12 protein-coding genes are annotated in these 14,513 nt (G+C 64.3%); all 12 read left to right on the top strand.

The window, feature by feature from the left end:
* The first annotated feature begins 1 nt into the window (after position 1).
* The 12 genes from gspF (at position 2) to PY254_RS01035 (ending at position 14,509) form a co-directional block, all read left to right on the top strand.
* Positions 2-1,219 (top strand): type II secretion system inner membrane protein GspF, encoded by a 1,218-nt coding sequence (gspF, locus tag PY254_RS01090; RefSeq protein ID WP_281013644.1) that lies wholly within the window; start codon positions 2-4, stop codon positions 1,217-1,219.
* 32 nt (positions 1,220-1,251) lie between these two features.
* A complete protein-coding gene (gene gspG, locus PY254_RS01085; RefSeq protein WP_281013642.1) occupies positions 1,252-1,677 on the top strand; it encodes a type II secretion system major pseudopilin GspG in 426 nt (141 codons plus the stop codon).
* A 3-nt stretch (positions 1,678-1,680) separates the two neighbouring features.
* Positions 1,681-2,139 (top strand): GspH/FimT family pseudopilin, encoded by a 459-nt coding sequence (locus tag PY254_RS01080; protein ID WP_281013641.1) that lies wholly within the window; start codon positions 1,681-1,683, stop codon positions 2,137-2,139.
* Positions 2,136-2,558 (top strand): type IV pilus modification PilV family protein, encoded by a 423-nt coding sequence (locus PY254_RS01075; RefSeq protein WP_281013640.1) that lies wholly within the window; start codon positions 2,136-2,138, stop codon positions 2,556-2,558. Before PY254_RS01080 ends, PY254_RS01075 begins: the two co-directional genes overlap by 4 nt.
* Positions 2,555-3,211: a prepilin-type N-terminal cleavage/methylation domain-containing protein gene (locus PY254_RS01070; RefSeq protein ID WP_281013639.1), complete on the top strand. Its 657-nt coding sequence runs from the start codon at positions 2,555-2,557 to the stop codon at positions 3,209-3,211. Before PY254_RS01075 ends, PY254_RS01070 begins: the two co-directional genes overlap by 4 nt.
* Positions 3,208-4,077, top strand: coding sequence for a type II secretion system minor pseudopilin (locus PY254_RS01065; protein WP_281013638.1), 870 nt, complete (start codon positions 3,208-3,210; stop codon positions 4,075-4,077). The genes PY254_RS01070 and PY254_RS01065 overlap by 4 nt, the downstream gene beginning before the upstream one ends.
* A complete protein-coding gene (locus PY254_RS01060; protein ID WP_281013637.1) occupies positions 4,074-5,240 on the top strand; it encodes a PilN domain-containing protein in 1,167 nt (388 codons plus the stop codon). The genes PY254_RS01065 and PY254_RS01060 overlap by 4 nt, the downstream gene beginning before the upstream one ends.
* Positions 5,237-5,884 (top strand): type II secretion system protein GspM, encoded by a 648-nt coding sequence (gene gspM, locus PY254_RS01055; protein ID WP_281013636.1) that lies wholly within the window; start codon positions 5,237-5,239, stop codon positions 5,882-5,884. Before PY254_RS01060 ends, gspM begins: the two co-directional genes overlap by 4 nt.
* Positions 5,881-6,555, top strand: coding sequence for a type II secretion system protein, XpsN-like (locus tag PY254_RS01050; protein WP_281013635.1), 675 nt, complete (start codon positions 5,881-5,883; stop codon positions 6,553-6,555). The genes gspM and PY254_RS01050 overlap by 4 nt, the downstream gene beginning before the upstream one ends.
* A 3-nt stretch (positions 6,556-6,558) precedes the next feature.
* Positions 6,559-9,150, top strand: a complete 2,592-nt coding sequence (gene gspD / locus PY254_RS01045) for a type II secretion system secretin GspD (protein ID WP_281013634.1) — start codon at positions 6,559-6,561, stop codon at positions 9,148-9,150.
* 61 nt (positions 9,151-9,211) lie between these two features.
* A complete protein-coding gene (gene hrpB, locus PY254_RS01040; RefSeq protein ID WP_281013633.1) occupies positions 9,212-11,734 on the top strand; it encodes an ATP-dependent helicase HrpB in 2,523 nt (840 codons plus the stop codon).
* Between the two features lie 93 nt (positions 11,735-11,827).
* Positions 11,828-14,509 (top strand): bifunctional diguanylate cyclase/phosphodiesterase, encoded by a 2,682-nt coding sequence (locus PY254_RS01035; RefSeq protein ID WP_281013632.1) that lies wholly within the window; start codon positions 11,828-11,830, stop codon positions 14,507-14,509.
* Positions 14,510-14,513: the final 4 nt, after the last annotated feature.

Genomic DNA, 14,513 nt, shown 5'->3' with positions numbered 1-14,513 from the left:
GGTGGCGCAGTTCCGTTACAAGGCGGTCAGCGACGTGGGCGAGGCACTCCACGGTGTGATGGAAGCGGCCAGCGTCGAGGAAGTGATCGGGCGCCTGCAGGATCAGGGTCACACGCCACTGGAAGCGCAGCCAGCCGATGGTGCAGTCGGTGGCAGTGGCGTGGCGGGGTGGTTCAAGCGCGGCCCGTTCAGTGGCGACCAATTAGCCCAGTTCACTCATCAACTGGCTACCCTGCTTGGCGCGGGTCAGCCGCTGGATCGTGCGCTCGGCATCCTGCTTGATCTACCTGAGAGCGAGCAGGCCAAGAAGCTGATCGAGCGCGTGCGCGATCGCGTGCGCGGCGGCAATACGCTGTCCTCGGCATTGGACGAAGAGCACGGCGTATTCCCCAAGCTCTACGTCAGTCTGGTGCGCGCTGGTGAGGCGGGCGGCTCGCTGGAAGAAACCCTGCGCCGGCTGGCCGACTATCTGGAGCGCGCGCAGGCGCTGCGCGGCAGCATCGTCAATGCCTTGATCTACCCGGCGTTCCTGATGGTTGGCGTGCTTGGCTCGCTGGTCTTGCTGCTGGCTTACGTGGTGCCGCAGTTCGTGCCGATCTTCGAAGACATGCAGGTGCCGATTCCGTGGATCACCCAGGCGGTGCTGAGTGTTGGCAACCTGTTGCAGGCGTGGTGGTGGTTGATTCTGCTGTTGCTGGGTGGTGGCTTGTTCGCCTGGCGCGCGCATCTGCGTGAGCCGGCGGCGTTGCAAGCCTGGCATACCCGTCTGCTGCAGATGCGGCTGATTGGCCCGTTGCTGCTCAAGGTCGAGACGGCGCGCATTGCGCGCACGCTGGGCACACTATTGAAGAATGGTGTGCCGCTGCTGAGCGCGCTGAGTATCGCGCGTCAGGTCACTGCCAATCGCGCACTCGATGCGGCACTGGCGGCAGCGCATGAACAGGTCAAGGGCGGCGCGGGACTGAGTCTTGCGTTGGCACAATCGAAATTGTTTCCGCGACTGGCGATGCAGATGGTGCAGGTCGGTGAAGAAGCCGGTCAGCTAGACGTCATGCTGCTGAAAGTTGCCGACACCTTTGAACTTGAGTCCAAACGCGCGATCGATCGTCTATTGGCCGCACTGGTACCGGCGCTGACCATCGTGATGACCGTGATGGTGGCAATCATCATGGCCGCCATCCTGCTGCCGCTGCTCAGCCTGACCAGCAATATCCAGTAACACCACAACTTTTGTCATCCGAGGTGAGCCCCATGCACTACAGACAACCACAACGACACGGCGCGAACGCCGGCTTCACCCTGCTCGAAATGCTCGCGGTGATCGTTCTGATCGGCATCATCGGTGCGGTGGTGGTGACTCAGGTCGGCAAGAACGTCGACAAGGGCAAGTACGGCGCCGGCAAATCCCAGCTCATGACGTTGAGCCAGAAAATCGAGAACTACGCGCTGGACAACGGCACGCCACCGCAACAGCTGGACGCACTGGTGACCAAGCCGGCAAATGCCACCAACTGGCAGGGTCCCTACGCCAAGGGCTCCGAAATGAAAGACCCTTGGGGCCATGCCTTCGGCTACCAGTATCCGGGCCAGCACGGCAGCTTCGACCTGATCTTCTACGGTCAAGACGGCAAGCCCGGTGGCGACGGTTACAGCAAGGACGTGGGCAACTGGCAGTAAGTCATGCCGACCTTGCGCGCCCATGGTTTCACCCTGCTGGAAATGCTGGCGGTGATCCTGTTGATCGGCATTGCCGTGGCAGCCGTATCGGTTTCGGTGACGCAGGGTCTGGCCAGCGCCCGCGTGCGTGCGGCCAGTGGTGAACTTGCTGGCGCGCTGCGGGCCACCCGGGCGCAAGCCATCGTGCGGGGGCAGGAGCAGCACTTCGATGTAGATACCCGCGCGAACAGTTACGACGATGCGAAGCATCATGACGTGCAACTGCCGAAGGGACTGCGCGTCAGCATCACCAGTGCGAAAGAAGATCAGCCGAACAATCACACCGGGCGTATCCGCTTCTTCCCCGATGGCAGCTCCACCGGCGGGCGCATCACCCTGCACAGCGGGCAGCGCGAGTGGCACGTCAACGTGTCATGGCTGACTGGCGAGGTACGCGTGGTCGATACGGTGGCAGCACGATGAAAGGCCCTTCGCGCGCCGCCGGTTTCAGCCTGCTCGAAGTGATCGCCGCGATCATGTTGCTGGCGATTGCATTTACGGCGCTGATGAAAGTAGCCGGCGCGTCGATCAACCTGACCCACAATGCTGCCCAATACAGTCAGGCGGCGATGCGTGCGCGCAGCCTGCTCGACAGTGCTTTCGTCGGCGAAGCGGTACAGCCGGGCAATCGCTCCGGTCGCTTCGATGAGCAATACCGCTGGCAACTTGCTGTGACGCCATGGAATCCCGGTGGCCCGGTGACGCCGGGTGCACCGGTGCAGCTTTACCAGCTGGATCTCACCGTGACATGGGGGCCGCAGGCTCATCCGCGCGCGGCCCATTTCCGCACGTTGCGGCTGGGCACTCCGCTGGTCTCCAACCTGACCCGGGCCAGCCGATGAAACGCCAGGCCGGCTTCACCTTGCTGGAGGTACTCGCCGCGCTGGTGCTGCTGGCGTTGTTGCTGGTCGGCGTCTACTCGGGCATTCGCACGGCGACGCACAGTGTGCATTCCGGCACCGCAGCCATCGAGCGCATGGATCAGGTGCGCTCGGCCCAGCAATTTTTGCGACGCGAACTGGCGCAAAGCCTGACCCAGCCAATCGAGCACACCGATCACGGCGAGCCGGTCTACTTTGTCGGCACGGCACGCGAGATGCGCTACGTGGCGCCGTTGCCCGGGTATCTGGGCAAGCTGGGTCCGCAGTTGCAGCAGTTGCGCCTGGTCGATGATGGCAACGGCAGCCAGCGGTTGGAACTCAGCCTGGCGCTGTTGCCGCCCGACGGGCAACCGCCGCAGGCGCTGGGTGATCCACAGGTGTTGCTCGATCACATCAAGGACGGCAGCTTCAGTTATCGCGGCGTCGATGCGAAAGGCGCCGCCGTGGCGTGGTCGTCGACCTGGGCGGACGGCCGGCTGTTGCCGCAACTGGTGCGTGTTGAGCTGCAGGTGAATGGCACCGTCGAATGGCCGCAGCTGGAGGTGCCGCTGCGTGTCCTGGCCACCACCGGCGGCTTGCCGCGCACCGGCATGCGCGGCGGGAACCGCCCATGAAGCGCGCACGCATGAACGGACGTGACGAGCAGCGCGGCGTGGCCCTGCTGCTGGTGCTGTGGGCCTGCACTTTGCTGGCGATTCTGCTGGGTGGTTATGCCGCGCTGGCGCGCACCGAGGGTCTGCAGGCGCGTTACCAGTTTGCCCAGACGCAAGCGCACTATGCCGCCGAGGCCGGTCTGATGCGGGCAGCTTATGCCTTGCAGGACCCGCAGCCGAAGCAGCGCTGGATGGCCGATGGCCGTCTTTACAGTTTTCATTACAACGACGCGACGGTCACCGTGCGGGCGATCGACGAAGGTGGCAAGGTGGATCTCAACACCGCCTCGCCGGAGGTCTTGCTGACCTTGTTCGAGGCGGCCGGTCTGCAGCCGGTGCCGGCGCAAGTGGTGGCTGATCATGTGGTCGACTGGCGTACGCTACCCGTCGCCGATGCCGACGCCAGCAGCGGCCGCGGCGACTACCTGGCAGCCGGAAGAAATTACGCTCCGCGCCACGCACCGTTCGCCAGTGTCGAGGAATTGCAGATGGTGTTGGGTATCACGCCCGCGCTGTACCGACAGTTGGCGCCGGTGCTGACGATCTGGTCAGGTAGTACCAGCCCTGACCCGAATACGGCGCCGCCACTGGCGCTGGCGGCGATTCCCGGCATGACGCCGGAGCAACGCCAGCAGATCGAGGCTGCACGGCAGCGAAATGCGAAGGACCCGCGGCTGGTTCTGGGCGCTGGAACAACGCATAGTATTCGGTCCGAGGCTAAGCTGGCCGACGGCACGCGCGCGATTCTGCGCGCAACGATTCGCCTGCAGGCGGGGCAGGTGCAACCGTATGTCGTGCTGCGCTGGCAAGAAGGGGAAGCGGAATGAGTTCGGCGACGCAGTCACTGCAGCCGTTGGTCGATGGGATACGCCGCAGTTGGCGGGCTTCGCCGTTGCCGGCATTCCTGCATTGGTGGGCTGGGGAGTTGCGCGGTTTGCTGCCGGTACATTGGCGCGGTTTTTTCAGCAGCGGTGCCGACTGGTATCTGCTGCAAGCCGAGGCGGCAACGTGGAGCCTGCGCCGCAACAGCCACGCCGAGGTGCTGGCGAGTTGGCACGAAGCAGAACAGGTCGATGGCTCGGGCAAGCCCCCGCTGGCACTGCGCGATGCGCTGCAGCGCGTTGATCGCGAGGATCTTCGCGTGGCCTTGCTGCTGTCGCCGGCGCTGGTCTTGCGGCGTAGCGTGAGCCTGCCGCTGGCAGCCCGCGACAACCTGTTCCAGGTGGCCGGTTTCGAGCTGGATCGGCAGACTCCGTTCACCCTCGCGCAGGTGTATTACAGCGTGCGCGAACTGCCCACCGCAGCGCCGCCGGGTCGCTTCAATGCAGAGTTGGTCGTGGTCACCCGCGACCATGTCGATCCACTGCTGGCACGATTGCAGACGCAGTCCGTCGGCGTGGATGCGGTGGATGTGGCCGCTGGCGCTAGTCGTCTTGGGGTAAATCTGTTGCCGCAAGAGCGTGTACCGCGGCATGCGCATCCGCGTCGCCGCCTCAACCTGTTGCTTGCTGCGACCTGCGTGTTGTTGCTGGTATTCGTGTTTGGCGAGTGGCTGCACAACCGGCAACTGGCGCTGCAGCAGATGCGCACGGAGGTCGAAGCGATGCGTGGCGAAGCGCAACAGGTGGCGGCGTTGCGTCAGCAATTGCAGGACAACGCCGGCGCTGCCGGGTTTCTGGCCCAGCGCAAGAAAAACAGCGTAGCCATGCTCAGTGTGCTTGAAGACGCCACCGCGCGCCTGCCCGACAGCGCGTGGCTGGAACGTTTCAGCGTGGACAACACCGGCCAGATCGGCTTCCAGGGGCAAAGCCAGCAGGCGGCAAAATTGCTTGATGCCTTGAAGGATTCACACCTGATCACCGACGCCAGTTTTCAGGGCAGCATCCAGCCCGATCCGACCACCGGCAAGGAACGCTTCTATCTCACCGCCCGCGTGAATCAGCCAAAATCGCCGGTGGCGGATGCGGCCAATGCGGGAGGCACGCCATGAAGCTGGCTGCGATGAGTCGGCGCGACAGTCGTATCGCGGCTGTGCTTTTGCTGCTGGTCACGCTGCTGCTGGCCTACTTCGTCTTGCTGCATTGGTGGTTCGTTGCGCCGTTGCAGCAGATCCGCAGCGAGATGAGCGACCTGCGTGACACGCAGAGCCGTTACGCCGCCGCCATCGCCGAGAAGCCGGCACTGCAACAGCGCCTGGCCACGCTCGGCGCCGGTCAGGCGGCGAGTAACGCGTTCCTTTCGACCGATGATCCAAACACGGCAGCGGCCGATCTGATGCAGCGCGTGGTCGACGTGGTCGCCGCGCGTGCCGGTAGCGGCCGCTGCACGGTGAGTCAGAAAATGCCGTTGCCCAGTCCAGCGGCAGCCCCGGGCGAGCCTTATCGCAAGGCCGCGGTGAGCATCAGCCTGAGCTGCGATATCGAGCCGCTGGCCACGGTGATGCAGGCATTGGAACAGGGCACGCCGTATCTGTTCATCGATGATCTCAGCATCTACCGCAACCCGGTTGCGGCCAGGGAAGGTGGTGCTACTCCGCTTGAGGTGCAATTCACCTTGTCGGGCTACGTGCGGCCACCACGCGCACAGCCGGCGACACCGGTGGCGACTGCCATGACTGCTGGAGAGGCTCGATGAACGCGGCGGGTCAGCGGCGCCTGACGCCCTGGTTGATGGTGACGGCGATCGCGCTGGGCGGGTTGCTGCTGTTGCTGCTGCTGGGCACGGGTGCCGGTGTGCATTGGGACGCGGCCAGGCCGCGCGCGCCGCTGCCACCCGCCGGCAATCCGGCCAATCTGCCGCAACCGATTCCGCTGCAACAGTTCGCGCTGGTCTGGCAGAAGCCGTTGTTTTCACCGGATCGCAAGCCTGTCAGTGCCGCCGCCGATGGCGGCAGTCAGCTGGGTGATCTCGAACTCACCGGAGTGATCCTAACGCCGAGCTTGCACATGGCCTTGCTGCATGATCGTCAGGCCAATCGCGAAGTACGGCTGCGCGAGGGCCAGTCACTGCCCGATGGCAGCGTGACGTTGCTGGAAGTACGTGCGCGCTCGGCCATCTTCGACGCTTCAGGTGGCCGTTCAGAATTGAAGCTTCCGGCCGGTGCGCCGATTGACATGGTTGCCGCCAGAGCAAAAAGCGATGCCGTCGATCCCGAGCAGGGTGGCCCGGTGATGCAACCGTTGCCACCACCACCGCCACGCGCCGATCCCGCTGCGCGGCGTGAATCGCCAGCCGAACGTCTGCGCCAAAACATCCAGAAACGTCGGGCCGAACGCGCCGCCGCGGCCACCGAAGGAGTACGTTGATCCATGTTTCGCACGCTCACTCAGCAAACCCTGCGCGTGGCCACGCTTGCCTTTGTGGTCGGCTTGTCCGGTTGCGCCAGCCTGCCCAAACCGCATGACGATGGTGCCTTGCAGCGTGAGGCGATGGCCGGCACGCATAACCCGGTGCCCGCTCCCTTGCCGCTGAACACCGATGTGGGAACCGGTGTTGATGCCGCGGCGGCTCCCGAAATCAGCCGCGGCAGTGGCCAGTTCATTCACCCCCATGCACTGGCCACGCCGAGGCGAGCGGCCAGTGGCAGTGGCGCGGTGACCTTCAACTTCGAGAACCAGCCGGTGCAGGCGGTGGTCAAGGCGATCCTCGGCGACCTGCTGAAGCAGAACTACACGATCGTGCCCGGCGTACAGGGCAATATTTCGTTCTCCACCTCCGAGCCGGTGGATTCCGGCCAGGCCCTGCCGATACTGGAAACCCTGCTGGGCTGGACCGGCAACGCGCTGGTGCATCGCGACGGCGGCTACGTGGTGATGCCGCAGAAAGACGCGGTGGCCGGCAACCTGGTACCGAGCCTCGGCGCCACCGCGCCGCAAGGCGGCCTGCAGGCGCGACTGTTTCCGTTGCGCTATATCTCGGCCACCGAAATGCAGAAGCTGATCAAGCCCTTTGCGCGAACGGACGCCACCTTGCTGGCCGATCCGGCGCGCAACCTGCTGGTGATGTCGGGCACGCCGCAGGAACTGGCCAACTATCAGAGCATGGTGCGGACCTTCGACGTCGACTGGCTGCGCGGCATGTCGGTGGGCGTGTTCAATCTGCAGTACGCCAAGGTCGGCGAACTGATGCCCAAGCTGGATGGCATGTTCGGTGTGCACGGTGACACGCCGCTGGCCGGGATGCTGCGCTTCATACCGATCGAGCGCACCAATGCGCTGGTGGTGATCAGTACGCAACCCGACTATCTGCAGGAAGTGGGCGACTGGATCGCGCGCATTGATCGCGGCGGCGGCAACGAGCCGCAGCTGTTCGTCTACGATGTGCGCAACATCAAGGCTTCGGATCTGGCCAAGTATCTGGCCAACATCTATACCAACGGTGGCGGCAGCAGCGGTGGTGGCGACAATGGTGGTCAGGTCGGGCCGGGCCTGACCAGTGCCACGCTGGGCAGCAGTAATGGTGCCGGTGGCATGAGTGGCGCGACCAGCAGCTTCGGCAATCCGTCCGAAGGTGCGCGCGACGGCGGCGTCACGGGTACCGACAGCAGCGGTGGTTTCAACAGCGGCGGCGGTCGTGATGCCGGCGGCAGCGCGGCCGGTGGCGGCTTCGGCAGCAGTTCGGGCAGCTTCGGCGGTAACACCGCCGGTGCCAGTGCAGCCGCCAACGACCAGCAATACAGCTCCAGCGATGGCAGCGTGCGGATCAGTTCGGTCGACAGCAACAACCAGTTGCTGGTGCGGGCGCGGCCCGCGCAGTGGGAAGAGATCAAGTCGGCGATCAGCCAGCTCGACAACGTGCCGATGCAGGTGCAGATCGAGACGCGCATTCTGGAAGTGAACCTCACCGGCGAATTCCAGTTCGGCGTGCAGTGGTATCTGGAAGGCCTGACCGGCAGCACCACGGACAGCAGCGGCAACCTCGTTCCGGGCCAACCCAACAACCCTCGCCAGATTGGTCTGGGCAAGGGCGGCAACGCGTTTGGTGGCGAGCCGTTCTTCTACTCCTTCCTCAACAGCAATCTGCAAGTTGCCGTGCGTGCGATGGAGACCAGCGGCAACACCAAGACACTGTCGGCGCCGTCGATGGTGGTGATGAACAACCAGACCGCGAGCATCGAGGTCGGCAACAAGATCCCGATCAACCAGACCAGCGTCAACACCGGCATCGGCACGGCCAGTACTTACAGCCAGGTCAGCTACCTCAACACCGGTGTGATCCTCAACGTGCAGCCGCGGATCAATCCCGGTGGCCTGGTCTACATGAACATCAGCCAGGAAGTGAGCCAGGCCGATCGCACGGTGCAACTGGTCAATGGCAACCCGGCCATTTCGCAGCGCAAGCTGGCGACCCAGGTGGCCGTGCAAAGCGGCCAGACGGTGCTGCTCGGCGGCCTGATCGAACAAGCCGAAGGCAATACGGATACCGGCATTCCCGGTCTCAACCGGATTCCCGTGCTGGGTCGATTGTTTGGCAGCACCAATCGCAGCCGCAACCGCACCGAGCTGATCGTGCTGATCACGCCACGAGTCATTCGTGGCGGCGCCGATGCCAAGCAGATTACGGATGACTACCAGAGCAAGTTCGAGTCACTGGCGCCGTTGCGTGCGTCGGGCACGGCTGCTGCCGCTGCGACGATGCCGGTTGCGCCGCCGCCCGCGCCCGCTCTTGGCTGGCCCGAGCAAATGCAGCATCATGCGGAAATCGCACTGGGCAAGGGTGACGATCTGAATGCGCAAAACCTGGCGATCCAGTCGTGGCAGCAAGGCGCCCAGCGTGGCGCGTTGTGCGAACGCAACTGGCAGCTCGTACTGCAGGTGCGGCAGCATGCAAAAGACCCGAAAGGTGCAGATCTTGCCCGCAAGCGTCTGGCCGGTTGCCGCGCGCCGGCAACCTCGCCGTAGTGGGGTGGAGTCGCGCTGTAGACCAGGGTGACTTGGGCTGCAGCCACTATCATTGGCGCGGATGACTGCATCCACGCCAATCTTTCCGATCACCGAACTGCTGCCGCAGATCGTCGCCTCGCTGGCGACGCATCCGCGGCTGGTGCTGGAGGCGCCGCCGGGTGCGGGTAAAACCACCCAGGTGCCATTGGCCTTGCTCGATGCCGACTGGCTGGCCGGGCAGAAGATCGTGATGCTGGAGCCGCGCCGTATTGCCGCGCGCTCGGCCGCACAATTCATGGCCCAGCAGCTCGGTGAGTCGGTCGGCCAGACGGTTGGCTACCGCATCCGATTCGAGTCGAAGGTCAGCGCGGCCACTCGCATCGAGGTGGTCACCGAAGGCATCCTCACCCGCCTGATTCAGCACGACCCCGAGCTTTCCGGCATCGGCGTGATCGTGTTCGACGAATTCCACGAGCGTCATCTCGCCGGTGATCTTGGTGCCGCGCTGGCACTGGACCTGCAGGCGACCTTGCGCCCCGAACTGCGCCTGCTGCTGATGTCGGCCACGCTGGATGGCGAGCGCATCGCGAAGTGGCTGGATGCGCCGCGGCTGTCCAGTCCCGGCCGCAGCTACGCGGTACGGATCGAACATCCGCCAGCACGCACGCAGGAAGCGATCGAACATCAGTTGGCGCGCGTGGTGCGGCAAGCGCTGGAGGAAAACGAAGGCGACGTGCTGGCGTTCCTGCCGGGTCGCCGCGAGATCGCACGCACGCAAGCGCTGCTGGCACAGACGCTCACGCGCAACGATGTCGACGTGCTGGCCTTGCATGGCGAGCTCTCGCTGATCGATCAGCAAACCGCACTGGCACCGGCGGAAGCGGGTCGGCGACGAGTCGTGCTGGCGACCAATGTGGCTGAGTCCAGCATCACGTTGCCGGGTATTCGTGCGGTGGTCGACAGCGGGCTGGCGCGGGAGCCGCGTTTCGATCCGAACTCCGGCTTCACGCGGCTGGAAACGGTGACCATTTCGCAGGCTTCGGCGGACCAGCGTGCGGGCCGCGCCGGGCGCGTGGCGGCGGGCACGGCGTATCGCCTGTGGCCGCAGAGTCGACGGCTGGAGCTGGCGCGCACGGCGGAAATCGCGCAGGCCGAGTTGTCCTCGCTGGCGCTGGAACTGGCCGCGTGGGGCATCACCGCCAGCAGCAATGTCGATTTGCCGTGGCTGGATGCGCCGCCTGTGGGTGCGCTGGCGCAGGCGCGCGAGTTGCTCCAGCAACTCGGCGCACTGGCTGACGATGGCCGCATCACTGCACTGGGTCAGCGCATGCTGGAACTTGGCGCCAGCCCGCGGCTGGCCGCGGCGGCGTTGCGCGCGCCGTTGCCGCTGCGTGCGCTGGTGGCTGACCTGCTGGCGCTGCTGGACGCGCGCTCGCCAATGCGTGGCGAGCAGTCGCGCAATGACGACCTGCGTGTGCGATTGAGTGCGCTGCAGGCATGGCGTGACCGTCGGGGCGCGTCAACGCGGGACGCCGATGCTGGCGCGCTGGCGGCGATCGAGCAGGCCAGCAAGGGCTGGCGTCGGCGGCTTGAAGTCAACACCGCCGCCAGCGGCGTACCGCACAGTCACAGTGTGGGCGACTTGCTGGCGCACGCGTTTCCCGACCGCATTGCGCATCGCGACGAGAACAATGCCAACCGCTATACGCTGGCCAACGGCCGTGGTGCGCGTCTGCATGAAAACACCGCCTTGCTGGGCGAACCGTGGCTGGTGGTCGTCGAGTTGCGCCGCGACAGTCGTGACAGTCTGATCCTGGCGGCCGCGCCACTGGACCCGCGTGTGCTGGAACGTGACTTTCCAGCGCAATTCACCCGCGAACGCAGCCTGCGCTGGAACGAGCAGCGTGGCGCCGCCGAAGCATTTGATGAATCGCGTTTCGGTGGCATCGTGCTGGAGCGCCGCAGCGTGCCGGTGAAGCCGGCCGATGCCTTGCCGGCGATGCTGGCCGCCGTGCGTGCGCGCGGTCTCGATACGTTGCCGTGGAGCGAACAGGCTCGGCGCCTGCGCGCGCGGATGCAGGCGTTGCGTAACTGGATGCCCGAACTTGGCCTGCCGGATGTCGCCGACGCCGCGCTGCTGGCGTCGCTGGAGGATTGGCTGGCGCCGTGTCTGCAGGGCCGTCATCGACTCGATGCACTGGAACCTGAAGCGCTGTCGCAGGCGCTGGCCTCACGTCTTGACTACACCCAGCGCCGCACGCTGGATGCTCAGGCACCAGAAAGCCTGCTGGTGCCCAGCGGGCAGAGCCGTCGGCTGGAATATGCCGAAGGCGCGCCGCCGGTGCTGGCGGTGAAACTACAGGAATTGTTCGGTCTGGCCGATACACCTTGCATTGGGGGCGGCCGTATCCCGGTAACCCTGCATCTGTTGTCACCCGCGGGTCGGCCCATCCAGGTAACCCAGGATCTGAAAGGTTTCTGGGAGCGTACATATCCCGAGGTAAAGAACGAACTGAAAGGGCGCTATCCCCGGCATCCCTGGCCCGACGATCCCTGGACCGCCACGCCGACGCACCGGGCGAAGCCGCGCGAACGGCGCTGACGGTTTGGGAGTTGCAGGACGGGCAATTTATTTGTCGACCCTTTCACGCACATCGTTTCCACGATTCACAACGACGGCGATCTGGCGAAAAACATGGATCTTCACCAGCCTCAACCGACACAGGAGCGTAATCGAATTGGCGACGACGGCAGTGAGCCGATCAGCATGCCCGAGCCGTGGCGTCTGGCCGCATGGCTGTGGAGTCTGCTGGCGCTGATCGTTGGGTTGGCACTGGTGGCTGCGGTATATCAGCAGCAGCAGCAGCGTCATCGGGCCGAGCGGGCCCTTGTAGCAGGTGAGTTGGCCGACAAGACTTATGTGGCCCTGCAGAACAAGCTGCTCTCGGCAGAATCGCTTCTGCGCTCGGTACAAACCTTGTTTCTTGCCTCGGATGAAGTGACGCGGCAGGAATTCGCCAATTTCTATCTCAACCTGCACCCGCGTAAGCAATTTCCCAGTCTGCTCGCGTTGGCTTACGCGAAGCGCGAGACAAGGGCGGGTAAAGACCACTTCATGACGTATTGGGTCGAGCCCCAGGCCGGTAACGACGCGGTAGTGGGTCTGGATGTCAGTGCGCAGCCCCCAAATCTTGCCGGCTTGCTGGCCTCGCGAGATAGCGACCAGGCCACTTTGTCCGCACCGTTCCGGCCCATGCAGCAAAGGGAGCCAAGCCGCGGGAATGACGGAATTACTCTCAGGCTGCCGGTATTCAGCACAGGCGATCCTCCGCAAACCACGGAGCAACGTCGCCAACGCACGCTTGGTTCGATTGCAGTGTCCTTTCGCGCCAGCAGACTCGTCGATAGTGTGTTGTCCGCGGACGTGAGCCGACAGTTGCGCTTGCAGCTCAGCGATATCACCGACCCCGGTGCGCCCTTGCCACTGTACGACTCGCTGTTGGGCAGGGCCGAAATATCCGGTGGCTTTCACTTCGAACGTCGCCTGCTTTACGGCGGGCGAGTGTGGGACGTGGTGATGCAGGAGCGCGCTGCAGGCAAGTCGGCGATCGACTGGTCCGAGTCCGTTTTACCGGCAGGCGTGTTGGCTAGCTTGATGCTTGCCATGCTGGTGTATTCCATCGTCAGCACGCGGCAACGGGCCCTGAAGCTGGGCTGGCAGATGAGTCGGCGCTATCGCGAGAGCGAGGAGCGCTTCCGCGCATTGAACGAATTGCTGCCCGCGCTGGTGCTGCTTGCCGATGTCGAAAGTGGTCGAATTACGTACGCCAACCATGCCGCGCGCGACCGCTTGGGCGACCCACTGACCGCGCGGCAATTGTCGGATCTGTTTGAGGATGCCAGCCTGTGCCAGCAACTGCAGCATACCGATGTCGGCGGTTGCGAACGGATCGAGGTGCGCCTGCGCGGCCTCGTGGGCGCGTCGTTCTGGGCCAGCGTGGCAATTTTGCGGATCGATCTGAACGGACGCGGCAAACTGTTGATGGTTGCCAGCGACACCAGCGAACAACGTCAGCTGACGGAATTGCTATGCCATCAGGCCAGTCACGACGCGCTGACCGACCTGTTCAATCGCCGCGAATTCGAGCGCCGTCTGCATGAGGCGCTGGCGACCGTTTCCGCGGGTGCTCCGGCGGTTACCGTGTTGTATGTCGACCTCGACCAGTTCAAGTTGATCAATGACACCTCCGGCCATCTGGCCGGCGATCAGTTGCTGGCCCAGCTGTCGGCCGTGATGAGCCGCCAGCTGGGCGATATCGATGTGCTGGCCCGCCTGGGCGGAGACGAATTTGGCGTGCTGCTGACCGGGATGTCGGATCGAGCGGAGGCCGAGCGCGCTGCCGAGAGCCTGCGCCGTTGCATCGATGGCTATGTGTTCATCTGGGAAGAGCATAGCTACATGATCAGCGCCAGCATTGGCGGGGTGATTTCCGAAGGCCCTGGCGTGCTGGCCAAGGACCTGCTGAGCCAGGCCGATACCGCCTGCTACATGGCCAAGGATGCGGGCCGCAATCGAGTGTGTTTCTATTCCGCCAGCAACGACCAGACCATGCGTCGACGCAGTGAGATGGAGTGGGCCAACCGCCTGCGCTGGGCGGTCGACGAACATCGCCTGGAGCTGTCTTACCAGGAAGTCTGGCCGTTGCCGCTGAGCGCCGGCGAGCCCGCCATCGAAGTGCTGCTGCGCTTTCGCGAGGAATCCGGTGAGCTGCTGTTGCCAGGCGTCTTCCTGCCTGCGGCCGAGCGCTACGGCATGATGCCGCTGGTGGATCGCTGGGTGATCGAAACCACGCTGGCCAATTTTGATCGACTGCATGTCAGCGGTCGCCTGTCTGATCTGGTGGCGATCAACTTGTCTGGTGCCAGTGTTGAAGACGAGGCGCTGACCGACTGGATCATCGAGCTGCTGGATCGCTACCAGGTCGAGCCGTCACGTGTTTGCTTCGAGATCACCGAGACTGTGGCGATCCGCAATCTGGCCCAGGTGACACCCTGCATGAACCGGTTGCGCAAGGCCGGCTGCCGCATCGCGCTGGACGACTTCGGCGCAGGCATGTCCTCGTTCACCTATTTGAAGCACTTGCCATTGGACTTCATCAAGATTGACGGCAGTTTCGTGCGCGACATGCTCACCGATCCGGTCAGCCATCTGATGGTCAAGGCGGTTACGGACATCGGTCACCGACTCGGGCTTGAAGTGATCGCCGAATGGGTGGCCGACGAACAAACCGTGCAGGCACTGACCGAGTTGGGTGTGGACTGGGTGCAGGGTTTCAGCTTGCACCGACCGGAGCCGGCACTGTTTCATCGCGGCTGAGTGA

The organism is Rhodanobacter sp. AS-Z3, assembly GCF_029224025.1.
Taxonomy (GTDB): Bacteria; Pseudomonadota; Gammaproteobacteria; order Xanthomonadales; family Rhodanobacteraceae; genus Rhodanobacter.
The sequence above is the reverse complement of the archived record's forward strand: the minus strand, read 5'-3'. Positions and strand labels throughout refer to the sequence as shown.

Excerpts from the sequence above, each read along its gene's own strand:
- gspG (WP_281013642.1), top strand. The coding sequence starts at position 1,252 with ATGCACTACAGACAACCACAACGACACGGCGCGAACGCCGGCTTCACC.
- PY254_RS01080 (WP_281013641.1), top strand. The coding sequence starts at position 1,681 with ATGCCGACCTTGCGCGCCCATGGTTTCACCCTGCTGGAAATGCTGGCG.
- PY254_RS01075 (WP_281013640.1), top strand. The coding sequence starts at position 2,136 with ATGAAAGGCCCTTCGCGCGCCGCCGGTTTCAGCCTGCTCGAAGTGATC.
- PY254_RS01070 (WP_281013639.1), top strand. The coding sequence starts at position 2,555 with ATGAAACGCCAGGCCGGCTTCACCTTGCTGGAGGTACTCGCCGCGCTG.
- PY254_RS01065 (WP_281013638.1), top strand. The coding sequence starts at position 3,208 with ATGAAGCGCGCACGCATGAACGGACGTGACGAGCAGCGCGGCGTGGCC.
- PY254_RS01060 (WP_281013637.1), top strand. The coding sequence starts at position 4,074 with ATGAGTTCGGCGACGCAGTCACTGCAGCCGTTGGTCGATGGGATACGC.
- gspM (WP_281013636.1), top strand. The coding sequence starts at position 5,237 with ATGAAGCTGGCTGCGATGAGTCGGCGCGACAGTCGTATCGCGGCTGTG.
- PY254_RS01050 (WP_281013635.1), top strand. The coding sequence starts at position 5,881 with ATGAACGCGGCGGGTCAGCGGCGCCTGACGCCCTGGTTGATGGTGACG.
- gspD (WP_281013634.1), top strand. The coding sequence starts at position 6,559 with ATGTTTCGCACGCTCACTCAGCAAACCCTGCGCGTGGCCACGCTTGCC.
- hrpB (WP_281013633.1), top strand. The coding sequence starts at position 9,212 with ATGACTGCATCCACGCCAATCTTTCCGATCACCGAACTGCTGCCGCAG.
- PY254_RS01035 (WP_281013632.1), top strand. The coding sequence starts at position 11,828 with ATGGATCTTCACCAGCCTCAACCGACACAGGAGCGTAATCGAATTGGC.